The 26,207-nt window shown below is 38.1% G+C and carries 29 protein-coding genes, 1 pseudogene and 2 riboswitches; of the genes and pseudogenes, 24 read left to right on the top strand and 6 right to left on the bottom strand.

Features of this window, described 5'->3' with window-relative positions:
- Window positions 1-124 precede the first annotated feature (124 nt).
- A riboswitch (TPP riboswitch) is annotated at window positions 125-213 on the top strand.
- Between the two features lie 140 nt (window positions 214-353).
- The 4 genes from thiW to thiD are packed head-to-tail and all read left to right on the top strand — an operon-like array spanning window position 354 to window position 3,103.
- A complete protein-coding gene (gene thiW / locus AB3I34_RS08770; RefSeq protein ID WP_002376474.1) occupies window positions 354-842 on the top strand; it encodes an energy coupling factor transporter S component ThiW in 489 nt (162 codons plus the stop codon).
- Window positions 826-1,644, top strand: coding sequence for a hydroxyethylthiazole kinase (locus AB3I34_RS08765; protein ID WP_085444109.1), 819 nt, complete (start codon window positions 826-828; stop codon window positions 1,642-1,644). Before thiW ends, AB3I34_RS08765 begins: the two co-directional genes overlap by 17 nt.
- Window positions 1,641-2,276, top strand: coding sequence for a thiamine phosphate synthase (gene thiE / locus AB3I34_RS08760; RefSeq protein ID WP_002368794.1), 636 nt, complete (start codon window positions 1,641-1,643; stop codon window positions 2,274-2,276). The genes AB3I34_RS08765 and thiE overlap by 4 nt, the downstream gene beginning before the upstream one ends.
- Window positions 2,273-3,103 carry a bifunctional hydroxymethylpyrimidine kinase/phosphomethylpyrimidine kinase gene (thiD, locus tag AB3I34_RS08755; protein ID WP_010712777.1) on the top strand — a complete coding sequence of 277 codons (831 nt, stop codon included), beginning with the start codon at window positions 2,273-2,275 and terminating at the stop codon, window positions 3,101-3,103. Before thiE ends, thiD begins: the two co-directional genes overlap by 4 nt.
- A 92-nt stretch (window positions 3,104-3,195) precedes the next feature.
- On the opposite strand, the gene AB3I34_RS08750 is transcribed toward thiD, so the two are convergent.
- Window positions 3,196-3,552 carry a helix-turn-helix domain-containing protein gene (locus AB3I34_RS08750; protein WP_002356348.1) on the bottom strand — a complete coding sequence of 119 codons (357 nt, stop codon included), beginning with the start codon at window positions 3,550-3,552 and terminating at the stop codon, window positions 3,196-3,198.
- Between the two features lie 144 nt (window positions 3,553-3,696).
- Here AB3I34_RS08750 and AB3I34_RS08745 point away from each other — a divergent pair, with 144 nt between their 5' ends.
- Window positions 3,697-4,887, top strand: a complete 1,191-nt coding sequence (locus AB3I34_RS08745; protein WP_010712776.1) for an MFS transporter — start codon at window positions 3,697-3,699, stop codon at window positions 4,885-4,887.
- Window positions 4,888-4,936: 49 nt separating this feature from the next.
- On the opposite strand, the gene AB3I34_RS08740 is transcribed toward AB3I34_RS08745, so the two are convergent.
- Both AB3I34_RS08740 and AB3I34_RS08735 read right to left on the bottom strand, forming a co-directional pair.
- The gene (locus AB3I34_RS08740) at window positions 4,937-6,298 is read right to left on the bottom strand and encodes an MFS transporter (protein WP_010712775.1); all 1,362 of its coding nucleotides are present in this window, start codon (window positions 6,296-6,298) and stop codon (window positions 4,937-4,939) included.
- Window positions 6,299-6,461: 163 nt separating this feature from the next.
- Complete coding sequence (locus AB3I34_RS08735; RefSeq protein WP_002356353.1) at window positions 6,462-7,247, bottom strand: TraX family protein; 786 nt, start codon at window positions 7,245-7,247, stop codon at window positions 6,462-6,464.
- A 178-nt stretch (window positions 7,248-7,425) separates the two neighbouring features.
- A riboswitch (TPP riboswitch) is annotated at window positions 7,426-7,516 on the top strand.
- Between the two features lie 104 nt (window positions 7,517-7,620).
- Between AB3I34_RS08735 and AB3I34_RS08730 the strand changes: the two genes are divergently transcribed.
- The 18 genes from AB3I34_RS08730 to AB3I34_RS08645 all read left to right on the top strand — a co-directional run bounded on the left by AB3I34_RS08730 (window position 7,621) and on the right by AB3I34_RS08645 (window position 20,980).
- On the top strand, window positions 7,621-8,184 hold the full coding sequence (locus AB3I34_RS08730; protein WP_002359429.1) for an ECF transporter S component: 564 nt from the start codon (window positions 7,621-7,623) through the stop codon (window positions 8,182-8,184).
- A complete protein-coding gene (locus AB3I34_RS08725) occupies window positions 8,181-9,539 on the top strand; it encodes an ABC transporter ATP-binding protein (protein ID WP_010712774.1) in 1,359 nt (452 codons plus the stop codon). The genes AB3I34_RS08730 and AB3I34_RS08725 overlap by 4 nt, the downstream gene beginning before the upstream one ends.
- Complete coding sequence (locus AB3I34_RS08720; RefSeq protein WP_010712773.1) at window positions 9,530-10,183, top strand: CbiQ family ECF transporter T component; 654 nt, start codon at window positions 9,530-9,532, stop codon at window positions 10,181-10,183. The genes AB3I34_RS08725 and AB3I34_RS08720 overlap by 10 nt, the downstream gene beginning before the upstream one ends.
- 11 nt (window positions 10,184-10,194) lie before the next feature.
- On the top strand, window positions 10,195-10,878 hold the full coding sequence (tenA, locus tag AB3I34_RS08715; RefSeq protein ID WP_010712772.1) for a thiaminase II: 684 nt from the start codon (window positions 10,195-10,197) through the stop codon (window positions 10,876-10,878).
- Between the two features lie 31 nt (window positions 10,879-10,909).
- Window positions 10,910-11,200, top strand: coding sequence for a hypothetical protein (locus AB3I34_RS08710; RefSeq protein WP_228759704.1), 291 nt, complete (start codon window positions 10,910-10,912; stop codon window positions 11,198-11,200).
- Window positions 11,201-11,512: 312 nt separating this feature from the next.
- A complete protein-coding gene (gene recR, locus AB3I34_RS08705; RefSeq protein ID WP_002356363.1) occupies window positions 11,513-12,109 on the top strand; it encodes a recombination mediator RecR in 597 nt (198 codons plus the stop codon).
- Window positions 12,110-12,317: 208 nt separating this feature from the next.
- On the top strand, window positions 12,318-12,956 hold the full coding sequence (gene tmk / locus AB3I34_RS08700; RefSeq protein ID WP_002356366.1) for a dTMP kinase: 639 nt from the start codon (window positions 12,318-12,320) through the stop codon (window positions 12,954-12,956).
- A 19-nt stretch (window positions 12,957-12,975) separates the two neighbouring features.
- Window positions 12,976-13,305 (top strand): cyclic-di-AMP receptor, encoded by a 330-nt coding sequence (locus tag AB3I34_RS08695; RefSeq protein WP_002356367.1) that lies wholly within the window; start codon window positions 12,976-12,978, stop codon window positions 13,303-13,305.
- Between the two features lies 1 nt (window position 13,306).
- Window positions 13,307-14,257, top strand: a complete 951-nt coding sequence (holB, locus tag AB3I34_RS08690) for a DNA polymerase III subunit delta' (RefSeq protein WP_002384059.1) — start codon at window positions 13,307-13,309, stop codon at window positions 14,255-14,257.
- A gap of 116 nt (window positions 14,258-14,373) precedes the next feature.
- Window positions 14,374-15,213, top strand: a complete 840-nt coding sequence (locus tag AB3I34_RS08685) for a stage 0 sporulation family protein (protein ID WP_002356371.1) — start codon at window positions 14,374-14,376, stop codon at window positions 15,211-15,213.
- Window positions 15,206-15,553 carry a DNA replication initiation control protein YabA gene (locus AB3I34_RS08680; protein ID WP_002356372.1) on the top strand — a complete coding sequence of 116 codons (348 nt, stop codon included), beginning with the start codon at window positions 15,206-15,208 and terminating at the stop codon, window positions 15,551-15,553. The genes AB3I34_RS08685 and AB3I34_RS08680 overlap by 8 nt, the downstream gene beginning before the upstream one ends.
- A gap of 112 nt (window positions 15,554-15,665) precedes the next feature.
- Window positions 15,666-16,538 (top strand): 16S rRNA (cytidine(1402)-2'-O)-methyltransferase, encoded by an 873-nt coding sequence (gene rsmI / locus AB3I34_RS08675; protein WP_002356373.1) that lies wholly within the window; start codon window positions 15,666-15,668, stop codon window positions 16,536-16,538.
- A gap of 14 nt (window positions 16,539-16,552) precedes the next feature.
- Window positions 16,553-17,215, top strand: coding sequence for an ATP-binding cassette domain-containing protein (locus AB3I34_RS08670; RefSeq protein ID WP_002395630.1), 663 nt, complete (start codon window positions 16,553-16,555; stop codon window positions 17,213-17,215).
- Window positions 17,199-17,957 (top strand): iron export ABC transporter permease subunit FetB, encoded by a 759-nt coding sequence (gene fetB, locus AB3I34_RS08665; protein ID WP_002356377.1) that lies wholly within the window; start codon window positions 17,199-17,201, stop codon window positions 17,955-17,957. The genes AB3I34_RS08670 and fetB overlap by 17 nt, the downstream gene beginning before the upstream one ends.
- A gap of 216 nt (window positions 17,958-18,173) precedes the next feature.
- Window positions 18,174-18,449, top strand: coding sequence for a TIGR04197 family type VII secretion effector (locus tag AB3I34_RS08660; RefSeq protein WP_010712771.1), 276 nt, complete (start codon window positions 18,174-18,176; stop codon window positions 18,447-18,449).
- 2 nt (window positions 18,450-18,451) lie between these two features.
- Window positions 18,452-18,814 (top strand): hypothetical protein, encoded by a 363-nt coding sequence (locus tag AB3I34_RS08655; protein ID WP_010712770.1) that lies wholly within the window; start codon window positions 18,452-18,454, stop codon window positions 18,812-18,814.
- Complete coding sequence (locus AB3I34_RS08650) at window positions 18,808-20,478, top strand: DNA/RNA non-specific endonuclease (protein WP_085444108.1); 1,671 nt, start codon at window positions 18,808-18,810, stop codon at window positions 20,476-20,478. The genes AB3I34_RS08655 and AB3I34_RS08650 overlap by 7 nt, the downstream gene beginning before the upstream one ends.
- A 16-nt stretch (window positions 20,479-20,494) precedes the next feature.
- Entirely contained in the window at window positions 20,495-20,980 is a 486-nt protein-coding gene (locus tag AB3I34_RS08645) for an immunity protein YezG family protein (protein ID WP_010712768.1), read from the top strand.
- A gap of 161 nt (window positions 20,981-21,141) precedes the next feature.
- Here AB3I34_RS08645 and AB3I34_RS08640 read toward each other — a convergent pair.
- Window positions 21,142-21,729 (bottom strand): annotated as a pseudogene (locus AB3I34_RS08640) (IS30 family transposase); the annotation flags it as partial.
- A 149-nt stretch (window positions 21,730-21,878) separates the two neighbouring features.
- Between AB3I34_RS08640 and dinB the strand changes: the two are divergent.
- The gene (gene dinB / locus AB3I34_RS08635) at window positions 21,879-22,994 is read left to right on the top strand and encodes a DNA polymerase IV (protein ID WP_287045479.1); all 1,116 of its coding nucleotides are present in this window, start codon (window positions 21,879-21,881) and stop codon (window positions 22,992-22,994) included.
- Window positions 22,995-23,038: 44 nt separating this feature from the next.
- Here dinB and nrdG read toward each other — a convergent pair whose 3' ends face one another.
- Both nrdG and nrdD read right to left on the bottom strand, forming a co-directional pair.
- A complete protein-coding gene (gene nrdG / locus AB3I34_RS08630; protein WP_002376495.1) occupies window positions 23,039-23,635 on the bottom strand; it encodes an anaerobic ribonucleoside-triphosphate reductase activating protein in 597 nt (198 codons plus the stop codon).
- A 33-nt stretch (window positions 23,636-23,668) separates the two neighbouring features.
- A complete protein-coding gene (gene nrdD / locus AB3I34_RS08625; protein ID WP_002385686.1) occupies window positions 23,669-25,852 on the bottom strand; it encodes an anaerobic ribonucleoside-triphosphate reductase in 2,184 nt (727 codons plus the stop codon).
- Between the last annotated feature and the right edge of the window lie 355 nt (window positions 25,853-26,207).

Here is a 26,207-nt window from a genome sequence, read left to right as displayed (position 1 = left end):
GAAAAACGTCATGCCCAAAAAATCGAACTTTTGGGCATGACGTTTTTTCTATTTTTGTGGGAAAACTCTTTGGCAATTTTAGTAGTCGCTTCCAAAAAACTATGCTATACTAAAGCCAATTGAAGAGAAACATTTGGGGTGCTATTAGCTGAGATTATACCCATGGAACCTGAAACAGTTAGGACTGGCGCAGGGAAATGTCTTGAAATTTTGACCTATTATTGCACCCAACTACGTTTATTTGTGGTTGGGTTTTTCTGTCTTTTTCAGTCGCGCCTCCTTTTGCTTCTCGCAGAAAGGAGTTTTTTTACGTGGAAAAAAATCGAATCCACAGAGTTACGTTACTAGCTTTAATGATTGCGATGGACGTCGTATTATCGCCGTTAATGCGAATTGAGGGAATGGCCCCTATGTCCAGTGTCATGAACATTATTGCCGGAGTTTTATTAGGTCCTCTTTACGGAACGATCATGGCACTTGTCTGCGGCTTAATCCGTATGACATTCTTAGGTATTCCGCCATTAGCGTTAACAGGTGCCGTCTTTGGCGCGTTTTTTGCTGGTTTATTTTATCAATGGGGACAAAAATTAGGCTGGTCGATGCTAGGAGAAATTTTTGGTACAGGCATCATTGGCTCGTTATTGTCCTATCCTGTAATGGTTTGGTTTACTGGCAGTAAGCAGAATTTTTATTGGTTCATTTATACACCACGATTTATTGGTGCCACACTGATTGGTTCAGTGATTGCTTGGCTTGTCTTAGTAAAACTGAAAGAAACTCGGGTATTTAAACAAACACAGGAATTATTTTTGGGAGGGTACTTTTATGAAAACAAGCGTTAAGTTTGAAACGATTTTTCCACTGACAACGGCACCATTAATTCAGTGCATTACGAATGAAATTACGTGTGAGTCTATGGCGAATGCATTACTTTATATTGATGCTAAGCCCATTATGGCAGATGATCCCCGGGAATTTCCGCAGTTGTTTCAGCAAACCAGTGCCTTGGTTTTGAATTTAGGCCATTTATCACAAGAACGAGAGCAGAGCTTGTTAGCAGCTAGTGATTATGCTCGGCAAGTGAATAAACCGACCGTAGTCGATTTAGTTGGTTATGGCGCTAGTGATATTCGTAATGAAGTCGGGGAAAAGCTGGTGCACAATCAGCCAATCGTTGTGAAAGGGAATCTTTCAGAAATGCGGACTTTTTGCCAGTTGGTGAGTCATGGCCGAGGAGTGGATGGCAGCCCTTTGGATCAAAGTGAAGAAGCAATTGAGGAGCTGATTCAAGCTTTACGTCAACAAACACAAAAGTTTCCCCAGACGGTATTTTTAGCAACAGGGATTCAAGATGTTTTGGTTAACCAAGAGCAAGTGATTGTCTTACAAAATGGCGTGCCTGAGTTGGATTGTTTCACTGGCACGGGCGATTTAGTCGGCGCATTAGTTGCCGCTTTATTAGGTGAAGGCAACGCGCCGATGACTGCGGCAGTAGCCGCAGTGAGCTATTTTAATCTTTGCGGAGAAAAAGCCAAGACTAAGAGCCAAGGGCTGGCCGATTTTCGCCAAAATACGTTAAATCAGTTATCTCTTTTAATGAAGGAGAAGGATTGGTTTGAGGCGGTGAAAGGACGAGTGCTATGAGAGAGCAATTGAAAGTTTATTTGGTGACAGGCCGGTATGATTTTAGTGATACTGAATTTTTAAAACGAATTGAAACTGCTTGTCGCAGTGGAGTGACATTGGTCCAACTGCGTGAAAAGGAAGTGTCAACACGGCGCTTTTACGAATTAGCAGTGAAAGTTAAAGCGGTAACAGATGCGTATCAGATTCCGTTGATTATTAATGATCGTGTCGATATTTGCTTGGCAGTGGATGCGGCAGGTGTGCATATAGGGGATGATGAATTACCGGTTGCTCTTGTGCGAAAACTGGTTGGGTCCACAAAAATCGTAGGTGTTTCAGCCAAAACGGTGGCACGAGGAGTTGAAGCGGAAAACGAGGGCGCCGATTATTTAGGCGTGGGCGCAATTTTTCCCACAACGACTAAGGACAGTCCGTTAACTTCTTTGCAGACACTTTCTGAAATTGCTGCAGCAGTCACGATTCCTGTTGTGGCGATTGGTGGGATCAAAGAAGAAAATATAGAACAACTTATGGGAACGGGAGTGGCTGGTGTTTCACTGGTCAGTGAAATTATGCTGGCTGAACAGATAACCGAGAAAGTTCAAGGGTTGATGCGTGTAACGGAGCGAATGTTGGAGGCGAGAAAATGACCGAATGTAATTTGACCCCACAAGTAGTCACGATTGCTGGTTCTGATTCTGGTGGGGGAGCTGGCATGCAAGCAGATTTAAAAACATTTCAAGCACGGCAGGCATTTGGCTTAAATATTGTCATTGCATTGACGGCACAAAATACGTATGGCGTGCAAGATAGCTTACCGATTCCTAGTTCATTTATTGATGCACAATTTCAATCACTGGCGGCTGATTTTAAAATTGGGGCAGCGAAAACGGGGATGTTAGCAGATAGTGAGCGTGTCGAAGCTGTTGTTCGCAATTTGCAGAAAGTTGATTTTGGTCCGTTGATTGTCGATCCTGTAATGGTGGCTAAAGGTGGACATCATTTGTTAGAAGCCGAGGCAGTTCAAACGATTAAAGAGCAACTGTTGCCATTAGCAACGGTCGTGACACCTAATTTACCAGAAGCGGAAGTTTTACTAGAGACGACCATCAAGACAGAACAAGAAATGCAGACCGCAGCAAAAAAATTACAACAATTGGGCACAAAAAATATTATTATGAAAGGCGGACATAGCACAAATCAACAAGCGGCTGATTATGTGTTAATGGAAGACGGTTCGAGCTTTTGGCTAAGTGCACCACGAATTGTAACGAAAAATACTCATGGAACAGGAGATACTTTTTCAGCGTGTATCGCAGCCGAGTTAGCAAAAGGTACGCCGTTAGAAGCGGCGATTGTGATTGGCAAACAGTTTATACAAGGGGCCATTAGCCAAGCAATTTCTGTTGGACATGGCCACGGACCTACTAATCATTGGGCCCAATTAACGCAAGATATTCAAGTTATTAAAGCATAAGAAGAGCCTGGGGAAAAATCATTTTAGATTTTTCCCCAGGCTTTAAATAGCTTAAAGTTCCCTCTTAATATAGTTTATAAACGTTTTGTTCACTAATCTTCACATTTTAAATAAATTTCTTGGCCTTGTTCTTGCAAATGAGCCACGTGGGATTCTCCCCAATTACATAAGTTATCTAAGACAGCAGAGAGGCTTTGACCATAATCGCTTAAATAATATTCGACTTTTGGTGGAACTTGGTTGTAAACTTTCCGCTCGATAATGTTGTCTTCTTCGAGTTCCCGTAATTGTTGTGTCAGCATTTTTTGACTAATGCCAGTAATGCCGCGTTTTAAATCGCTGGGGCGCATGGCACCGTGCCGTAAATTACACAGAATAATTGGTTTCCATTTGCCGCCAATAACATCCATCGTTGCTTCGACACCAATCGCATATGTACGAGTTTCCAAAAAACATTCCTCCTTAATAGGTTGATAATAAACAAAAGTTACTAAAAGGTACCTATGATACAAAAAAGTAGGTACTTATCAAAATTTCAATCTTAGTATATAGTAATTTTTGTTGAAATTCAAATGTTTTTTAGGAGGAAGAGAATGGAAAAGAAAATTTCACCAAATTTAACGCTCTTTGCATTAGCTATCAATGCTTTCGCAATCGGTTCAACAGAATTTATTAGTGTGGGTTTATTACCAATGATTGTTAAAAGTTTTCATATTAGTCTTTCCCAAGCAGGTTTGACTGTTTCTTTATACGCTTTAGGTGTGACGATTGGGGCGCCGTTATTAACAATTTTGACAGGAAAATGGAATCGTCGCTCATTAATGCTGGGGATTATGCTTCTTTTCATTAGTGGGAATTTAATTGCTGCGTTTGCGCCAACGTTTATTATTTTATTGGTAGGGCGGATACTTTCTGCATTGGCGCATGGCATTTTCATGTCTGTTTCGACTGTCATCGCCGCAGATGTTGTGCCGCCGTCACGTCGAGCCAGTGCCATTGCTATTATGTTTACGGGCTTAACGGTTGCAACAGTGACTGGCGTACCTTTAGGGACGTTTATTGGGCAACAAACAGCTTGGCATATGTCCTTTCTTTTTATAGCCAGTATTGGCTTGGTGGGACTGATTGCTAGTTATTTTTTAGTTCCCAAAAATTTACCGATACCAGGGAAGGTTGACTTAAAAGGAATCACGCGGATTTTTACGAACAAACCCCTCGTTTTCTCTTTTCTAATTACTGCTTTTGGTTATGGTGGAACGTTTGCTGCATATACGTACTTGTCACCGTTATTGGAAAATTTAGGCTTTTCAGCCAATGCGGTAGTGATTATTTTAGTTGTTTATGGCATAATGGTCGCAATTGGCAATACAGTAGGTGGTCACTGGGCAAATAAAAAACCTTTAGATTCGTTAGTAAAAATGTTTAGCTTATTAATTCTGTCCTTAGTCTTTTTATTCATTACTGTTTTAATGGATAACAGTCTTCTAGGCTTATTAGCAAGTTTGATGTTGGGGCTATTTGCCTTTATGAATGTACCTGGTTTACAACTATATGTTGTAGAATTAGCGGAAAAGTATGTTCCAGAAGATATCACTTTGGCCTCAGCTTTTAATATTGCAGCCTTTAATATTGGGATTACCGTCGGCTCAATGACAGGTGGGGTGGTCACAGATCATTTATCAGTAACATATACACCGATTTTTGGTGGCTTTATCGTGCTAATTGCTGTCTTGTTCGTACTTTATATTCGGAAGCAAGAAGAACAAAAAAACAACTATCTTTAGAAAACTAAAAAAAGCAGCTGGTCACTACGGAACGGACCAGCTGCTTTTTTTAAGCTTTTTTGCGGAAATAATTCCAGCAAGCAATTAAAACAATTACTAATAAGGTTAACAAGAAAATCAGAGAAATGAGGGAGCCCATCGTTGTCCCCTGAGCAAAATTATCTGCGTGGTCTTGAGCGATATTAATAATCGTCGCTACGATGGCCGTCGCAATAGCGCCAGAAAATTGTTGAAGTGTATTAAATAACGTATTGCCGTCGCCAAAATCTTTCTCCTCTAACAAGCTCATACCAGTCGTCATCATATTACTGTATGCAAAACCTAGACCAATCATATAGGTAACATGTCCAGCGACGAATCCTAATAAAACAGGCATCTCTAGTAAAATTGTTAAAGCTAGCCAACCGATTGTCGCCAAACTTAAGCCAAATAATATAGGTTTTTTAGCGCCGTATTGATCCAACACTCGTCCAGAAAGTGGTGCCAAAATGGCCCCGACTGTAGCACCTGGCAGCATGACTAGCCCAGCTACAAACGCATTTTTTCCAAGGACGATTTGAACAAAGTTTGGTAAGACAAAGGAAATACCTAACAATAAGAATTGACAAACTAAAAAGCCACATAAAAATAAAACAAAGGCGGGATTTTTTAAAATTGTCAAACGAACTAGTGGCTGTTCAGCCGTCGTTGCTCGTTTATAAAAAATAACAAAGCCAATAACGGCTGCCAGAAGTGAAAGCCAGCCAAACAATGTGCCAATTTTACTTAAAAATATCAACAAACCACTAAATAACAGGGCAATACCAATTAAACTAACCAAATCAAGAGTGGTGGTTTTTTTAACAGGTATTTCTGGAATAGCAGATAATCCCATAAACAAAGAAAGTAGTAAAACAGGAATTAAGAATAAAAAGATGGCGTGCCAAGATAGGGAAGATGTTAAGATTCCACCATACGTTGGACCAATGGCTGGAGCAATTGAAGTGGTCAATGTGCCTACCCCCATCATCGTTCCTCGTTTTTCTAGCGGAGTAAAGTTCAAAATAATATGAAACATCAGTGGCAAAGCAATCCCAGTGCTAGCCCCTTGGAAGAGTCGGCCTAATAACAAGATACTGAAAGATGGCGAATAGACATCAATCGCTAAACCAATCAAAAAGAAAAGATTCGCAACAATAAATAAGCGTCTTAACGAATAGGTTTTTAATAAATAATTGGATAAGGGCACCATGATAGAAATAACTAATAAATAAATCGTTGTCACCCACTGCACGGTACCGGTAGAAACACCAAATTCCTTTGTTAATGTCGGAAAGGTTACATTCATTGCTGTTTCAATTAATACGCCAGCAAAAGACATAATTCCTGTCGCTAAAACGGCAGGGAATAATCGTACGTTTTTTTGTTCCATTTAATCACCTCTATAGTTTTCATTTTTTCGTAAAAAAATAGAAGCAGTTTCTATAAGAATAGAAACCGCCTCTCTCTCGACACGCAACTTGCGTGTTATCTGTACGATTTGTTTACATGTTGCATTGTAAACAGTTTTTAGGCAATCGTCAAGCAGAAAATAATTAACGTTGCATGAAGAAACTAATAATTGCAAAAATAGCAATGTGAGCTGGATAGAAAATATAAAAGAAATTCCGCATGCCACGGCCTTTTTCACCATTATAAAGAACAATTGGAATCGCTGCTAAAATCATCATCCATTGGTGGTTCACCCCGAATAGTTCTTGGAAATTATAGCTGGCTGCTGAAATCAACGCAACAACGCCAATCGCTGAAATTTGTAACCACTTTTTGCCATGGAATAAATAAAAAGCCACAGCCAAGAGAACAAATAAAAACCCACCTTCTGTCATCATTAGTGATGGCACAATCAGATTGAAAATTTGGAAACCAATTAAGATAGCAGGGTTGCTTAATATGTCTGGAGAACTAAAAACAACGAGAGGTAGAGCACTGATTAATAAAGGCACAATAAACCAAAGAAGCCCTTTACCAATTTGTTTTTGTTTAAAATAGTCCATAGACTGCATGTAGACCGTACCTAAAAATAACGTCCCGAAAATATTATTGATAATTAAGCCACCTGTTGAAAAATACGCATTTAAAATGCCGTTCAGAATCCCCATAATCCAGAAGCCTAACAATAACCGGAACATGTATTTTCGCCGATTGCTTGTGTGAATGAAGCCTTCAGAACTTTCAAATAAGAAAATAGGTGCAGCAATTCGTCCAATCCATCCGAACCAACCAGGCACGCCTAAAAAACTAAAAAATTGCAATAGATGGTCAAAGACCATTGAAATAACCCCAATGACTTTCAAATGAAAGCCAGTTAATGTTTTACCCATAGTATAAACGCCTCTCTTTCATAAAGAACAATATAACAAAGTCCAGAAAAACCAACCATTTATTTGCCTAACAGTTATCTTACAAAATTGTTTGATTTCTTCAGCTTTTGATGAAAGAAAAAAGTGTCAAGACTAGTTTTTATAATTATTCTATGCTATAGTAAAAGTACATTTTAATAAAAAACATTTGGGGTGCTGTTATGGCTGAGATGATACCCATTGAACCTGATGCAGTTAGTACTGTCGCAGGGAAATGCCGATTTACTTTGATTTTTCACGCACTCATTCTGTCCTAGGATGAGTGTGTTTTCTTTTATCAGGGTTTATTTAAGTCACTCCTTTTGCTTTTTGTTAAGAGAAAGGAGTTTTTTTATTGAAAAAATGGTCATTGCAACAAGTCGTCTTACTCGCTTTTTTAGCCTTTTTGTTTGGCGGTGTTTTTATGGGGGCAGGGTTCCTCTATGCGTTATTGAATGCTGCGCTGTTACCATTAGGACTGAGTCCATTTGCCAATGAGCTTTTATTTGGAATGTGGACCATGGTGGCACCAATTGCAGCGATGCTGATTCCACGAGCGGGAAGTGCTGTTTTGGCGGAAGTTTTAGCCGCTTTGGCAGAAATGCTTTATGGTTCGTATTTCGGACCTAGTGTATTAATTTCTGGTGTGATTCAAGGTCTAGGTAGTGAAAGTGGCTTTTTTGTGACACGCTACAAACGGTACGATACACTAACGTTATTTTATAGTGCGATTGGGACGACTATTTTTAGTTATGTGTATGAATACTTTAAGTTTGGTTATGGCAATTACGGTCTGGGGATGAACATTGCTTTAATTAGCGTTCGGTTCGTTTCTATTTGTTTCTTTGGTATTTTCTTAACGAAAGTTATTTTACGAATGTATCAGTCTGCGCAAGGGTTAGCTGTGAAGGCAAAATGAATAGTATCCAATTAAAAGCTGTGTCCTTTTCACGAGAACAACCCTTGTTTGAAAAGACAAATTTAGCAATTCCTCAAGGAACGTTTTCCTTATTAATTGGCGATAGTGGTAGTGGAAAATCAACGCTCTTACGATTGATTGCCGGATTTGCTCCGCTTGACTACCAAGGAGAAATTTTGATTGAAGGAATGGAACGCCGACAATTATCAACTCGTGAAAAGGCGCAAAAAATTGGCATGCTGTTTCAAAACCCCAGTCAACAATTTACAATGAAAACCTTGGAACGAGAACTGATTTTTGCTTTAGAAAATCTAGGAATCCCGCCTGAAGAAATGAACCGAAAAATCCAAACAGCGCTTCAACTTGTTCAGACTCAAACCTTATTCACACGAGAATTAGCGACGTTATCTGGTGGTGAAAAACAAAAAGCGGCGTTGACAGTTCTGCTAGCAATGAACCCAGATATTCTTTTATTAGATGAACCTTTTGCAAGTATTGATCCAACCTCTCGAAAACAATTTATTCAAATTTTAGCAAGACTCCATCAAGCAGGCAAAACGATTTTGGTGTGCGACCACGATTTCAGCGATTACGCTGATGTTGTGGACCAAGTCGTCACGTTGAAAAACGGCCAGTTTGAAAAGCAACCATTGACGTTTATCAAAACAAAACCGCAGACATTTCAGCTTACAAATTCTGCGGTAAAACAACCAATGCTCCAATTGAAAAATTTTCGTTTATCTCAGGGAAAACGAGTGCTACTTGAAGAAAAAGAAGCGCTTTTTTTTAAAGGAATTACCACGTTGACGGGGCCAAATGGGGCGGGGAAATCCACCTTATTAAAAGCCATCGTTCAGAGACAAAAATATCAAGGGAAAATGTTCTTGGCGGGCCGCCGCTTGCGGGCTTCAAAAAAATTGTATCAACACATGACATTAGCGGTGCAACAAGCCAATCGTCAGTTTGTCACGTTGACTTTACGAGAAGAGCTTTTGTTTGGTCAGAACATGACAGCAGAAAAAAGAAGAAAACAAGAGGAAGCCTTAACTTTTTTAGGTTTAAAAGAAAAACTAGAGCACAGTGTTTTTCAACTAAGTGAAGGGCAAAAAAAGATGGTGCAATTAATTAGTTTGCTGAGCTTAGATTTGGACTGTTTACTTTTAGATGAACCTTTTGCTGGATTAGATGAGCGAGCATGCAATTATTTTGTTGAATGGATCAAAGAAAAAAGTGCGCAACAAGATTTTCTAATCGTCACGCATCGGCTAGAACCTCTCTCTGGCGTGAGTAATTACCGAATAGAATTGCTGCAGCAACAACTGATTATCTGGCAGGAGGAAACCACATGCAAATAAAGCAAACAAATGCAGCAATTTATGCTTCTTTGATTCTTATTTTGACCTTTGAATTATCTTTTTCTCAGTCAATTTTGGCAAATTTGGCGGTTTTTATGGGTTGTGTCATTTTTTTAATAGGCCAGCGAAAATCCCGCTTACTGCTTTGGTTATTTTTCTTGCCACTTTTACCAGCAATCGGGACGTTTTGGTCTATTTATTTGCATGGTACGAGTAGTCAACAAGCCTGGCTTTTGTTTAGTCGAACGTATGCCTTTGCCGGTTTAGGACTAGCTTTTGCTGTAGGCGTTGATTTTGAAGAATTATTGTTGTTATTGGAACAAAAGGGGCTAGCACCGAACTTTGTTTATGGAATTTTAGTGGTGGTTCACGCCTTACCTGAAGTGAAAAGAGAAATTAATGATTTAAAAGAAGCAAGCCTACTCCGTGGCAAAACGTTTCATTTTTGGTCACCGATGCTTTATGTTAAAACACTGCTCGTCGCTGTTTCTTGGCGAGATAAATATACTGAAGCAATGTCTGCCCATGGCTATGAAGAAGGAGCCGCCAGAAGTCGAAAAGAGCATTTTGTGTCAGCAAAAGTCAGTCTTGGGCTTGCTATTTTGATCATCATTTTTACCAATTTGTTTATTTTTCTAACGTAAAGGAGAAACCTATGACATTTACAGAACATGCCAAAGAACAAGCGCAAGCTTCTTGGCAAGGAAGTTTTCAGCATCCTTTTATCACAGAGTTACATGAAGGAACCTTGAGTCCAACGATTTTTCGCTACTATTTAATTCAAGATCATTACTATTTAAAACACTTTAGTCAACTTTATCGCTTGATTGCGGCACAAACGCAACAACCTCGATTGAAAAAATTACTCTTAACAAATGCGGAAAATCTCGCGTTGGGCGAATTAGCTATTCGTGAAACTTTTTTTGAAGAACTAGCGATTACGGAAGAAGAAGTTGCAGCGACACCGATTGCACCAACCGCTTATCACTATGTTTCTCATATGTATCGCCAACTTATTGAAGGAACGCCTAAGACGGCCGCAGCAAGTATGTTGCCTTGTTCTTGGCTCTATCAAGAAATTGGTGCACAGTTAGTCAAACAACACTCACCAGAGCCACTGTACCAACGTTGGATCGAAACCTATGCTGGGGAGGAAGCGTACCAACACGTCCAAGAGGAACGCCAACTGTTAGACCAATTATATGAAGAAAGTTCACCACAAGAACAAGCAGCTATGATCACCGCTTTTGTTATCAGCAGTGAGATGGAATACGCTTTTTGGGAAATGGCCTATACACACGAAACCTGGATACAAAAAGAAGAGATGAACATGTGGTAAAATAAATTTATCAAAATAGGAGGATAAATTTATGAAAAGTGTTGGTATACTATTGTTTATTGTTGGCATTGGAAATTTTGTTTATCAAGGGATTTTGATCTTACGGAAACTGCGTAAAGAAGCAAATGAGGTACGCACAACGCATAGGTTTTGTTGCACGGCTTGTGGTGAAAAATATGAGTTAAGTACTGTGGAAACAAAGGAAAAAATCAAGTGGAGTATTCATATCCGCAAAGAGACGTTGAATACACAAAAAAGCTTGTACAAATTTATTTGTCCAATCTGTGGTGAAAAAAATTTCAGGAACGATTGTATGATTTGAATATTACCAGATTGAAAGGTAGAATTCGGTATCAAGGTACAGAATTTCAGCTAAGAGAATTAGTTCTTTTTTTCTTGAAAGGTGTATTACCATTATTACTAGTACGTTATCTATTGCGATTTTTAATTTGAGCAAAATAAAAAAAACTTCCATTTTGTCACAACAAAGTGGAAGTTTTTTTTGATTCTTTAAATAGCGGTTAAATATTGCTTTTTTGACAGGGCGTGATAAGATATTCAGTGACGCAAAATCTGTTGTAACTCGCTCAGTAATAACAGAAACGCCTTGCTAAGAAAGGACTGTAGAAGCCTCATGAATTATCCAGAACCGATTGCAAAATTGATTGAAAGTTATATGAAATTACCAGGAATTGGTCAAAAAACAGCGACACGGCTTGCTTTTTATACAATTGATATGAAAGAAGAAGACGCTAATGCTTTTGCAAAAGCGCTAATTAGTGTCAAGAGAGATCTCCATTTCTGTAGTATTTGCGGAAATATTACTGAAGAAGATCCTTGTGAAATTTGCCAAGATAAAAATCGTGACCGTAGTATTATTTTAGTAGTGGAAGAACCAAAAGACGTTATGGCAATGGAAAAAATGCGTGAATATCAAGGCTTGTATCACGTGCTCCACGGGGTGCTTTCACCGATGGAAGGAACAGGACCAGAAGATATTAATATTGCCTCTTTGATCAAACGATTGCACGATGATGAAGTGAAAGAGGTTATTATAGCAACCAACGCTACCACTGAAGGAGAAGCGACGGCGATGTATTTATCACGGCTCATTAAACCAGCTGGAATCACCGTTACTCGTTTGGCACACGGCTTGTCTGTCGGCAGCGATATTGAATATGCAGACGAAATAACCTTGCTAAAAGCAGTCGAAGGACGTCGAGAAATTTAAAAGAAACATCGTTGGAAAAAGAAGTTGAAATCGAAGTAGGTCGTTTCTGTGAGAAAATGTCGCAGTTCAAGCTTTTCCGTACTTCTTTTTCAGTTTCTTTTTTTCAGCGGATGCATCACTTTAAATAGGACATAAGGATTTCAATTAGACTGATAGAGCAAGATGAAGTATAATAGATACAAGTAAAAATTGATTGGAGTTTTCGCACGTGCAGGGTATTTTTATCACATTTGAAGGTCCAGATGGCGCTGGCAAAACCAGTGTTTTGAAGGAAGTTTCTGAAAGATTAGCTAAAGAGTCAAAACGAAAAATTGTCACCACAAGAGAACCAGGCGGCATACCGATTGCCGAAAAGATTCGAACAGTTATTTTAGATCCAAGAAATGACAGAATGGATGAGCGAACAGAAGCTTTACTTTACGCAGCTGCTCGTCGTCAACATTTAGTGGAAAAAATCTTGCCAGCTTTGGAAGCGGGTCATTTAGTCCTATGTGATCGTTTTGTTGACAGCTCATTAGCCTACCAAGGCGCTGGGCGTAGAATTGGGATTGCCCCCATTGCTTCAATTAATGCGTTTGCGACAGAAGGTGTCTCACCAGATTTTACAATTTATTTAGACGTTGACTCAGATACTGGCTTACGGCGGATTCAAGAAAATCGAACACAGCAAATTGATCGCTTAGATTCAGAAGGATTAGAATTTCATCAACGTGTTCGTCATGAATATTTGAAATTAGCAGAAGAAAATCCACAACGTATCAAAAAGATTGATGCACGGATGAGTTTAGAACTTGTCGTAGAAGCAACGTATCAGGCGATTATTGAACGTTATCCAGAAAACTTTTAATTATAGGAAGGTGTAGACCATGAAGATTATTTTAGCCATTGTACAAGACAAAGATAGTAACCGATTAGCCAACGAATTTATTGATGCCAATATTCGTGCTACAAAATTATCCTCAACAGGTGGATTCTTAAAAGCGGGAAACAGCACATTTATTATTGGGATTGATGATGAACGTGTCGACGAAACATTAGCTTTAATTAAAGAAACATGTCAATCAAGAAAACAATATGTTTCAACACCTGTGACTTTAGATATCACAATGGATGGCCAAATTCCTTATCCTGTGGAAGTTGAAGTAGGCGGCGCTACTTGCTTCGTCTTACCAGTTGAAGGATTCCATCAATATTAAGATGAATGAAGCACAACAGCTACAGCAAATGCAACCTTTGCTGTACAAGCAACTCCAAAAAAGTTTTGAGCATGGTCGTCTTGCCCATGCTTATCTTTTTGAAGGAGATACAGGAACTGGAAAACAAGAATTTGGCTTATGGATGGCGAAACATGTCTTTTGTACGAATTTAGTAAATCAACAGCCTTGTAACGAATGCCATAATTGTGTGCGGATTAATGAAAATGAACATCCAGATGTTTTAAGAATTGCGCCAGATGGGCAAACCATCAAAGTGAACCAAATCCGTGAATTAAAAGCGGAGTTTTCTAAAAGTGGGGTCGAGACTGCTAAAAAAGTTTTCTTAATTCAAGAAGCAGATAAAATGAGTACCGGCGCAGCCAATAGTCTCTTAAAATTTTTAGAAGAACCAGAAGGACAAATTTTAGCTATTTTAGAAACCACTTCGCTTTCTCGAATTTTACCAACGATTCAATCACGATGCCAAACCTTACATTTTCAACCATTAGTCAAAAAAACATTAATTGATCGCTTAATCAAACAGGGGATTGGTGAAAAGACTGCAACCCTTTTAGCTGAGCTGACAAATAGTTTTGAGAAAGCAGTTGAAATCTCTCAAGATGAATGGTTTAATGAAGCTAGGGAAATCATTTTGCAATGGTTTAATTATCTAAAAAGTAATGATTTACAGGCATTTATCTACGTTCAGAAGAAAATGGTCAAAGTATTTAAGGAAAAAGAACAACAAGCGCTTAGCTTTGACTTGCTCATGGTTTATTACCGTCAATTATTGGAAGAAAGTGTTGCGACACAGCAAGCCAAAAAAGTAACGGAAGAGCAGGCGGAACGGTTGGCGCTAATTTTGAAAGCACGCCAAAAATGGACTGCCAATGTTAGTTGGCAAAATGTTTGTGAACAATTAGTTATCCAAATGATTCACCCTAAATCATAAAGTAAAAAAGTGCCAAGTGGCATTCAGTTTCATAATATAGTAGGAACTTAGTTGTTTCAGCAAGTTCCTTAACCGATTGAAGCGACGTTCACTTGAACTAGATTAGGAGGAATAAAATGGTAGAAGTAGTAGGAGTTCGCTTCCGTGAAGCCGGTCATATCTATTATTTTGCTCCTGGAAAATCTGAGTATATTTATAATGAGAAAGTACTCGTTGAATCTCAACAGTCAAAACAATTAGCTACTGTTGCTATTCCTAAAAAAACAGTCGATTCAGACGATTTACCAGAGGACCTAAAACCCATTTTAAATAAAGCAACAGCCAATGATTTAGAAAAAGAACAAAAAAATTTGGCTGATGCAGAAGCTGCCAAAAGCATTGCCAATGAAAAAATTCGAGCTCATGACTTAAAAATGAAATTAGTGCGAGTAGAATATACCTTCGATCGTAGCAAAATGATTTTTTACTTTACGGCAGATGGGCGAATTGATTTTCGTGAATTAGTCAAAGACTTAGCGGCTATTTTCCGGACGCGAATTGAGTTACGTCAAATTGGTGTCCGAGATGAAGCGAAAATATTAGGTGGCATTGGCCCTTGTGGCAGACAACTATGTTGCTCAACATTTCTAGGAGATTTTATGCCAGTTTCAATCAAAATGGCTAAAGATCAAGGGTTATCTTTAAATCCTGTCAAAATTTCGGGATTATGTGGCCGCTTAATGTGTTGTTTGAAATATGAAAACGACGAATATGAAGCCGCTAAAAAAGAATTACCAGATTATGGAAAAGAAGTAATAACACCAGATGGCAAAGGCAAAGTCGTCGGGTTGAATCTATTAAGTCGGATTGTCAAAGTTCGTCTGCATGGTCGTGAAATCGCAGCGGATTATGATTACGAAGAAATCAAAGAAGCTACTGCGAAAGTTGCTGCTGAAAAAGGTGATCAAAATGGATAAACGTTCGCTCTATGATGGATTAAATTCGTTGGAAACTGATTTAGACAGTTCCGTGACACAATTAAGAGAAATTAAAGCAGCACTCCATGAGTTGGTAGAAAAAAATACCACGTTGGAAATCGAAAACCAACGCTTACGGGAGCATCTCCAAGAACTGAATAAGTTAGCAGGAAATACAACTGAAACTGAAAAACAAGAGCTATCAAAATCACGTATGAATTTGGAAAAACTTTATGAAGAGGGCTTCCATGTCTGCAATATTTTATATGGTTCAAGACGTGAAAATGATGAAGAATGTGCCTTTTGTCTTGATGTTATTTATGGGGAACGTACGCGTTAAGTCTAGTGGAACACTGCAAATAAAAAGGAAAGGTTTGGTTTGACAGTCAATCGATTGTCAAATCAAACCTTTATCTATTTATAGAATGAAAAAGGAAAATGAGGGATGCGCTATGCAAAAACAGAAAAGTTTTGATAAGCAAACAACAAAAGGAAAATTGTATCTTGTCCCAACACCGATCGGCAATTTAGAAGATATGAGTATTCGTTGTTTAAACATATTGAAAGAAGCAACGGTGATTGCTAGTGAGGACACAAGAAACACACAAAAATTGCTAAATCATTTTGAGATTACAACACCACAAATTAGTTTACACGAACATAATTACAAAGAGCGAATTCCTCAACTGATTACACGATTGCTGAGTGGTGAAACGATTGCCCAAGTTAGCGATGCAGGTATGCCTTCAATTAGTGATCCTGGCCATGAATTGGTTACAGCATGTCTTGAAGAAGAACTGGCAGTGATTGCCTTGCCAGGACCTACGGCAGGAATGACCGCCTTGATTGCCTCGGGTCTTTTACCACAGCCATTTACGTTTTATGGTTTTTTACCAAGAAAGAAAAAAGAACAGAAAGACGTGTTATCAGCATTAAAAGAAGAACGGCCGACACAGATTTTTTATGAGTCCCCCTATCGGATTGCTAAAACGGTAGCAACGTTTGCTGAAGTCTATGGTCAAGAACGCCCTGCTGTGATTTGTCGGGAATTAACGAAACTTCACGAAGAGTATTTACGAGGTACCTTAGGAGAACTAACAGAATATTTAGCAGAAAATACGCTAAAAGGCGAGTGTTGTTTATTAGTTAGCGGATTTACTGGTGAGAAAGAGACAATAGCAGCAATGCCGGCTATTTCCCTCAAGGAACATGTACAAGTTTTAATGGAGGAAGAGGGACGGAGTTCAAAAGAGGCAATCAAAGAAGTGGCCAAATTGAGAAATGTAAAAAAACAAGAAGTATATAAAGAATATCATTCCATTTAAAAAAGGAGAGAAACATGAGTAATTTATTGCGAGCAGAAGGCGTGTCTTATCAAGTAAATGGTCGTAGCATTCTTTCTGATATTGATTTGTCATTTGAAACAGGTAGCAATACAACAATTGTTGGTCCTTCAGGTAGCGGGAAAAGTACATTTTTAAAAATTTTATCTTCATTATTAAGTCCTACAGAAGGCGAAATTTTTTATCAAGAAGCGCCAATTACTACAATGCCAATCGAAACATACCGCCAAAAGGTTTCTTATTGTTTTCAGCAGCCAACTTTATTTGGTGAAACCGTGTATGATAATTTGTTATTTCCATTTACCGTCAGACAAGAAGCGTTTAATCAGGAAAAAGTCGTGGCATTGCTCCAACAAGTGAAATTGCCCGCTGCTTATCTTGAAAAGAAAACAGCCGAACTCTCTGGTGGTGAGCGACAACGGGTTGCTTTGCTCCGGAACATTATTTTTGTACCAGATGTTTTATTATTAGACGAAGTTACAACGGGATTAGATGAAGAAAGCAAACAAATTGTCAATCAATTGTTAAACCAATTAAACAAAGAGCAGGGAGTCACGCTGATTCGTGTCACGCATGATACCGAAGAAATTCAGCAAGCACAGCAAGTGATTCGTATTGTAGCAGGAAAGGTGGCGCCGACAGATGGATTTAGCAGTTAATAATTTGTCCTTATTTTTTTCAGCCATGCTAGTGGTGGTCGCATTAATTATTAGTACTAAAGAAAAATTAGGTTTTACCAAAGATATTATTATTAGTGTGATTCGAGCAGTCATTCAATTAGTCGCAGTCGGCTATTTATTAAAATATGTTTTTCAAGTCAATAACCTGATTTTAACGCTCATCATGGTTTTGGTGATTGTTTCCAACGCAGCCTTTAATGCAAAAAAACGCAGCCAGCAATTACAAAAGGGCTTTTTGATTTCTTTCATTGCGATTGGTTGTAGTACAGGAATTACCATTGGTATTTTGATTTTTTCTGGTTCTATTAAATTTATTCCTTCTCAAATCATTCCTATCAGTGGGATGATTGCCAGCAATTCGATGGTGGCAATTGGTTTATGCTATCGCAATTTAGATACTCTTTTTCAAAACCAACGGCAAGCGGTAATGGAGAAGCTGGCATTAGGTGCAACTATCAAACTCGCCTCTTTACCAATTATCCAACAAAGTGTGAAAACCGGAATGGCACCGACGATTGATTCTGCCAAAACTGTCGGAATTGTTAGTTTGCCTGGGATGATGTCAGGCTTGATTTTTGCGGGCGTTGATCCTGTCCATGCGATAAAATATCAGATTATGGTGACTTTTATGTTGCTATCAGCAACAAGTATTGGTTCAGTGATTGCAACTTATCTTGCCTATAAAGGCTACTATAATCAACAAAAACAATTGGTCGTTTAATTAAAAAGCTGGAAATCTGTGTTTATAACTTCACGGATTTTCAGCTTTTTCTGGTTGAAATAAAGAAGTTTCAATCTCCAATTGTCAAATTAAGTGCAACACTTTATCGTAAAAAGGTCATAATTATTCTCTTTTTGTTTCTTTCATTACCAAAGTTTAGTAAAATGAAAGTAGCTTAAATTTCAAGTGAAATAAATTTAATAAAGGAGAACCATTATGAAAGGAAAGATTGTTTCAAGTACGAGTTCAGCCCAAAGTGCTGTCTCAAAGTTGACTGGTATCAACGAACATTTAGAAGCCCCAAAGGTGACCTTTTCAGGAAGTACAGTTTCAGGAATGACCAAAGGCAAACAAGTAAATGCTCAAGCTTTAACAAACTTAACAGATTTAGCCAATTGTGTCTGGAAACAAGCCGAGAAATTCCCCCAAATTGCTGAAAAAATTACTTATCGTGACCAACAATCTGCAAAGCAGTTTGGAGGTGACAAATAGATATGAGTGAAAAAGAGAGAAACGATGAACTCCACGCCACAATCACAAGAAAAATTGCCCAAGTGGAAGAACAGGAAGAGACGTTACGCCGTGAAGAACGTCAGCAAATGGAACAATTAGAGCGCACGGTTCAAGAATTAAAAAGAGAAGAAGCTAAGTACACGGATATTTTTCAACAACTACATTCATTAGGTGATGAAGACGCTCAGAAAATGAGCGATTTTTTGCAAGCGGTTACTCGTGATGTTAGAAATTCCTGTCAGAGTCAGCAACAGACACTTGTTCAACACTATCGCTCATTAAAACTGAAATTAGCTGATGACCGTGAAGCGTTGTTCAGAGAGCGAGGGCAAATGCCATGGTAAGATATGTTCGAGCAGATTCGCAAGCGCTGGTTTCAAGTATGAAAACCACAATTCAACAAGCACGGGAATTGACCATAAAGTTAAATCAAGGCAGTCAACATTTGGTTCAGTCAGTGGATGGCAAACAACTTTCAGGAGCTGCGTATACCGCTGGTAAAGGACTTTTTGAACAAGTCATTATTCCCACAATCAAACGAGCTGATCAAGCCATTCAATCGTTAGAACAGGATTTAGCAAGATATCGTCATGCTGAAATGGCGGTGGAACGCTGGTCGCTGATTGATTCAGAACTGCAACAAGAATTGATTCGTTCGCTACAACGTCAGCTTCGAACCATTGATTATCAAATTGACATGGCGAGACAATTGGAATCTTCTTTGATTGGCGAACTGGCGAAACCGCTTCTTCACGCCATTCATATGGACACACAACGTCTCCATAATGCCAAAGTTGCCTTACTGGACAAGTTGAGAGAAGCCGAACAAAAGCTAAATGGACTCAAACAATTTGACCATCAAACCGCTTTGCTTTTTGAAAATAGTTTACAACAATTGAAAATCGTGACACAATCCATTCAAATACTTAATGGTACCAAAGTGGATTCAGCCACAGGAAAGTATACATTACCAGTTGGTTTTGATCATTCTTGGTTTACTTCCGTGAAAAAACAAAGTGTCACTGATGAACAGAAACAAATTGCGTTAACCAAAGGTATGGTTGAGTTAAACTTGCCTGTAGAAGCCCAGAAATATTATCAAGAGATTATGCAGGAAGCGTTAAAAAACGTTCCTGTGAAGCAATGGGACAAAGCCATTCAAGAACTGAATCAGCTGTTATTGTTTGATGATAAAGGCAACATTTTACGAGTGATGCCGGTTAATTTTGGTGCAGGTAATGGCGTGATTATCCTGAAAAATGGCAAGAATGACAAGGAATTGACCGAGCAAGCCAACAAAGAACTAGACAAAAAACAATGGGAATCATTGAATGACTCATTGTTGCAACTGGCAACAGGCGTAGTGACAACTTTAACTGGCTTAGGGATTACTGGTTTGGACTTGGTAGGCACGTATTTCTCTGGCGGAACGCTGGCAGCTGTTGGTGTCAGCCAAGCAGGAATGGTGGCGGGTGCCACAACTATGGGCGCAGGAGCCATTACTGTCACAGACGCTATTCGGAAAATGGGTGTGGCGACTTCTTCGGTGAGCTATAGCTTTGCACGGAATTATGGACAGCAGCATAAAGATTTGAAACCGAATAATGAATACAAATCAGGGGAACATGATTGTGGGTATAAGACAGATGAGTTGGGAAGGGTTTCAAATGCAGATGCTAACTTGAAACTCAAGACACATCAAGGTAGAAAACGACACAATCCGAATACACCAGATAAACAACCTGATGACCATGCGGGACATATTTTTGCAGATATGTTTGGCGGTTCTCCAGAATTAAACAATCTATTGTCGCAAGCTAAAAACGTAAATTTGAAAGAATATGGACGATTAGAACGAATCTGGAAGAAGGCGCTCCAGGAAGGAAAAGAAGTATTTGTAAAAGTGAAAATTAATTATGAAGGAAATTCTTTCAGACCATCAACATATAAAATTGATTACAAAATTGATGGTAATTGGACCAATGAAATTATAAAAAATACAAATTAATTTTAGGAGAATATATATGACTAAAATATTCGAAGATAAAATAACAGATTTACAAGTTGATATGGTTGATAGTGCCTTTCAGTACATTGAAGGAAGAGCTGATAAAATTTATTTATATGCTTCGATTGAAGAAGGAGTACTTTCTTTTAATGTATTTTATCAAATTAACAATAAAATTGTTTTTATGAGTAAAGTAAACGATGCTCTTGAAAACAATGAAAAAAAATATGATGTATCTGATGATGAACAATTAGCCACTTTAGATGCAGGATTAGAATGTTTGCAGAAGCTAGAAAGAGTATTTGAAGAATATGATAAACCTGTTCCTACCCAATTTAAGTTAGTATATGATATAAAAAGTGAACATTTAAAAATGGAATATAAATATGATTTACAGTATTCTAACACTGATGATCTTCATAGTTCAGATATTTTCATGGCTTGGTATGAGGAAGTAAAAAAAGAGGTAGAAAATCCACCATTGGAATTTGGATTTGAATAGAATTTCATTTTTTCTATTTCGATATTTAAAATATTTTTTTATTTAATCGAATAAAAAACTCTCTTTCAGTCAAACTAAAAGAGAGTTTTTTGATGTAAAATGATATTTTTTAGTACTTATTTCGTAGTTTTATAAAATGTTAAATTTTATTATTTTTAATCTAATGTAACGAAACAGGCTCTTCCTTTTGCACCAATAACTGTGTTGGCTTCCCAATGATCTAAGTTCTTTCTATTCTCAGCTTCAAGTGGATACTCATGTATTGTAGGAGTATCATTGAATTTTCCACGGCCTTCCTCTAATCGTTTGCTTCTAGTTTTTCCTTTTCGTCTAAGTTTTCTACGAATACCACGACTGTCTTTAGTGAATCCTTTATTAAACAAACCACGATAAATGGAATGGTAAATAGTATTGTAGCTAATCGTTGTATGTTTTTCCATTTTAATTCTATTCGCTATTTGTTCAGGAGACCATTGATCTTCTAGGAAAAGTTTACAAACCGTTTCTTTAAGCGGAGAAGTATCCAAGACACGTTTTCTACCACATTTTTGTTTGTTTTTTTGATAAGTTTTCTGCGCTAAAGAAGGAGAATACGGTTTTATTTTTGCGGAATGTCGTTTAATTTCCCTCGTAACTGTTGAGGGCGACCATTTGATTAACCGACCTATTTTTCTGAAAGAAAAACCAAAACTATGATATAAAAATATTATCTCTCGCTTTTGTGTAGTAAGATGTGTATATAAATTCATAGATAAAATTCCCCCAAATGCTCGTGTTAGTCTACACCATTAGACAAGAATTTTATCTATGATTTTTGTGTTGCACTTAAATTGTAAATCTGTCATTTGAAAAAGAACGGACGTTCGTATATAATAGAAGAAGGAGGCGAATCAAAATGATGAGCGAATTACGTTTTCCCTTAAAAAAAGATACGTCGAGAAAAATTATACATATAGATATGGACGCGTTTTTTGCTTCAGTTGAAGAACGAGATCATCCAGAGTTAGTAGGACATCCGTTAGTTATTGCGCGCCATCCAAGTGATACTGGGGGCAAAGGAGTGGTGACTACAGCGAATTATATTGCTCGACAGTACGGTATTCACTCGGCTATGAGTGCTCAAAAGGCGTATGAACTATGTCCAAGTGCCATTTTTAAGCCAGGTAATTATCAGAAATATAGTGAAATTTCTCAAGAAATACGTGAAATTTTTCGCCGCTATACAGATGTGATTGAACCAGTATCTATTGACGAAGCGTATTTAGATGTAACTGAAAATAAGGTCAACAGTAAGTCGGCTATTAAAATTGCGAAAATGATTCAATATGATATTTGGCATGAATTGCAGTTAACTTGCTCGGCAGGTGTTAGTTACAATAAGTTTTTAGCCAAGTTAGCATCAGATTTCCAGAAACCAAAGGGCCTGACGGTTGTCTTACCAGAAGAGGCCGAAGATTTTTTGAAAGCATTACCGATTGAAGATTTCCACGGAATCGGCAAAAAAACAGTGCCTAAAATGCATGAACTAGGGATTTTTACTGGAGCAGATTTATACAAGCAAGATGAGATGACGTTGATTCGGTTATTCGGTAAAATGGGTTATTCATTGTATCGTAAAGTCCGCGGTATCCATGATGCGCCAGTTCAAGTGACTAGAGATCGTAAGTCGGTAGGGAAAGAACATACTTACGGCACCCCTTTAACGACGGAAGAGCAGGTTACGGCTCAATTGAGACAATTAGCAGCAGGAGTAGAGCGTGCATTGCAACGAGTGCAAAAACATGGCAAAACAGTAGTCCTAAAAGTTCGTTATACTGACTATACGACGATTACGAAACGTGTGACATTACCTGAATATATTTCTAAAAAAGAAGAACTTTTCTATCAAGCAAATTTAATTTGGGAAGATGTTTTAGGTTTAGAACAAGGAATCCGTTTATTAGGCATTACCTTAACGAATTTAGATCCACTAGCGTATGAAAACATTGTTTTACCTTTATGGGAAAAAAGTTAGCCCTTTAGACACATCCTCAAGAGATGGCTAAAGGGCTAACTTTTTTAAATTGATTTTTTGATTTGTTCATAAGACGTTTCGGCGTCATGACATTTTTCCCAAATAACAGCTTTGCCAGCAGCAAGTGATTTGGGTACATCAATAATCCGTTGATTACTGCTGCCACGAAATTGTAAATTTAAATTACGTTTTGCCAGTTCAAAGCGCCCATCAACTAAAATGTCAATTGAATGGAGTAGTTCAAGCTTATCAGACGTTTCTAAAAGTAGTTCTTCAAAGGTATACCCTGACCAAGACCAGATATCTTTGGTTGAGCCAAATGTTTCCCGCACACGTTTGACTACACTAAGACAAACATCTGTATTCAGAAAAGGTTCACCACCCAAAAGAGTCAAACCTTGGACATAGTCATGGGACAAATCTTCAATAATTTGATTCATTAAAGATTCTGTAAACGGCGTTCCGTAATTGAAATTTTGGACAGCTTTGTTAAAACAACCTTCACAAGCAAAGAGACAGCCGCTCACATATAAACTATTGCGTACACCTTCGCCATCAACAAAGTTGAACGCTTTGTAATCGGCAATCTTTTTTTGGCTGTAGTCTTCGGTTTTCCATTCTTGTGGTTTCGGATTACGCATCAGCAAAACTTCTTTCTATAGGAATAATCGAGTTTAATTTTTTAAATGTTTCACACGAGAGGAAATTTCTTTGTGACGACCGTGTACCATTGGGCGAGCTTGCGGGTTACCTAAATAACCACAAGTCCGTTTAACGACATCACAAGTCTTAGGATCATGATTGCCACATTCTGGACATTCAAAGCCACGTTCAGTTGGATGGAAGTCCCCTTCAAAACCACAGGCATAACAATGATCAATTGGCGTATTGGTTCCTAAATAGCCAACTTTGTCATAAGCGTAATCCCAGACAGCTTCAAGTGCTTTGGGATTTTGCTGTAACATGGGGTATTCACAGTAGTGGATAAAACCACCAGAACAGTATTTTGGATAATCCTTTTCAAAATCAAGTTTTTCAAAAGGCGTTGGATTTTTGCGTACATCATAATGGAAACTATTTGTGTAATATTCTTTATCTGTAATATTTTCGACGATGCCAAATTTTTCAGTATCTAAACGACAAAAACGGTCAGTCAAGCTTTCGCTCGGTGTAGAGTAGACACTAAAATGATAGCCGTATTCGTTGCCCCAGTTGTCGGCATTTTTTTTCAGTTCTTTTAAAATATCCAGTGTAAAGTTTTTGGCCTCTTGATTGTCCTCCCAAGCACCGCCGTAAAAGGCAGAAGCCACTTCATACAAGCCAATATAGCCAAGTGAAACCGTGGCACGTTTGTTTTTAAACAGTTCATCTACGGCATCCTGTGTAGCTAAACGTTTTCCAAATGCACCATACATGTATAAAATCGGTGCATTCGCTGGTTTAGCTTCTTTAACACGTTCAACCCGATAAACCAAAGCATCTTTAACGATCGCCAAACGTTCATTTAAAATTTGCCAGAACTTTTCTTGACTTCCTTGCGCTTCTAAAGCGATTCTTGGTAAGTTCAAGGTCACAACGCCTAAATTCATTCGGCCAACATTTACTTCTTCACCTTGTTCGTCTTTCCAGCCTTGTAAAAAGGAACGACAGCCCATTGGTACCTTAAAACTACCTGTTAGTTCAACGATTTTATCATAGTTTAAAACATCAGGATACATGCGTTTTGTTGCGCATTCAAGTGCCAGTTGTTTAATATCGTAGTTTGGATCAGTAGGTTGCGCATTGACGCCGCGTTTAATTGTGAAAATCAGTTTTGGGAAAATAGCTGTTCGTTTTTCAATCCCTAAACCATTAATTCGGATTTGTAAAATCGCCCGTTGAATTTCTCGCTCAAACCAGTTGGTACCTAAACCAAATCCCAGAGAAGTAAAAGGGGTTTGTCCATTGGAAGTAAATAAAGTATTAATTTCATACTCAAGACTTTGCATGGCATCAAAAATATCTTTTTTCGTTTTCTTCCGAGCGAATGCTTTTTGGCGTTCTTCTCCTTCAATCCATTCTTGCGCATCTGCTAAATGTTTTTCATAATTACGTTCCGCAAAAGGCGCTAATAATTCATCAATCCGATCGGCAGAGCAACCACCATATTGACTGGAAGCTACATTGGCAATAATTTGAGAAATTTGTGCAGTGGCCGTTTGAATTGATTTTGGTGATTCGACATCAGCGTTCCCAATTTTAAAGCCATTGTTTAGCATGCCTTTAAAATCAATTAAACAGCAGTTTGTCATGGGCGTATATGGATGATAATCTAAATCGTGGTAATGAATGTCGCCTTTTTGATGGGCATTAGCCACATGTGAAGGCAACATCTTTAAACCAATTGATTTTCCAACAATCCCAGCGGTTAGATCACGTTGCGTATTAAAAACGTCACTGTCTTTGTTGGCATTTTCGTTCACGACAGTCTGATCTTTATTAATTAATTTGCCGATAGATACATTAATATCAGTCGCTTTACTACGCTCAAAATCACGTTGGGTTCTGTAATGAATGTATTCTTCGGCTAAGGCATATTCATTGTTGGATAGCAGAGTATGTTCCACAATATTTTGAATTTCATAAATTTTTACGTTATTGGTAAAACGTTCGGCAATTTCTCGATTGACATCGGCAACAATCGATTGGACTTTTTGATGTGTCAAAGGAGTGACTTGGTCATGTATTTTTTGTTCAGCTTTGATCAAAGCGTCGTATATTTTTTGATCATCGAAAGTCACTAAACGACCATCTCGTTTGACGACTTTAATTGTTGAGAGATTAACATCCTCGGCTTTTTCATCAGTAATCTTCATCATTTTATCCAGCTCCTTATATCTCGTTAGTAACTATCCTAATACAAAGATCGGCTAAATTCAATCGATATATTGCGTATTTTTAGTAAAATATCACTAGACAAACACTATATATTGTGCTTGTGCTGTTTTGAAAAAATATGAAAACAAATGAAGAAAAGGATTGAGCAAATTTTTTTGCGTGAAAAAAATTCTTTGTCCAAATTAAAAAACAGCAAAGAGTTTTTTGCCAAATTGCTAAAAGCAACACTAAAAAATAACAATTATTAAATAATAATTGTTTGCAGATTTATTCACGAAATGCCAATTATTCTTTGACTACCGAACGATATTGTAAGATAAAACGATGTTCATTCAG

Source organism: Enterococcus sp. C102(2024), assembly GCF_040888205.1.
Classification (GTDB): Bacteria; Bacillota; Bacilli; order Lactobacillales; family Enterococcaceae; genus Enterococcus; species Enterococcus faecalis.
This window is presented reverse-complemented; position numbering and strand designations above follow the sequence as displayed.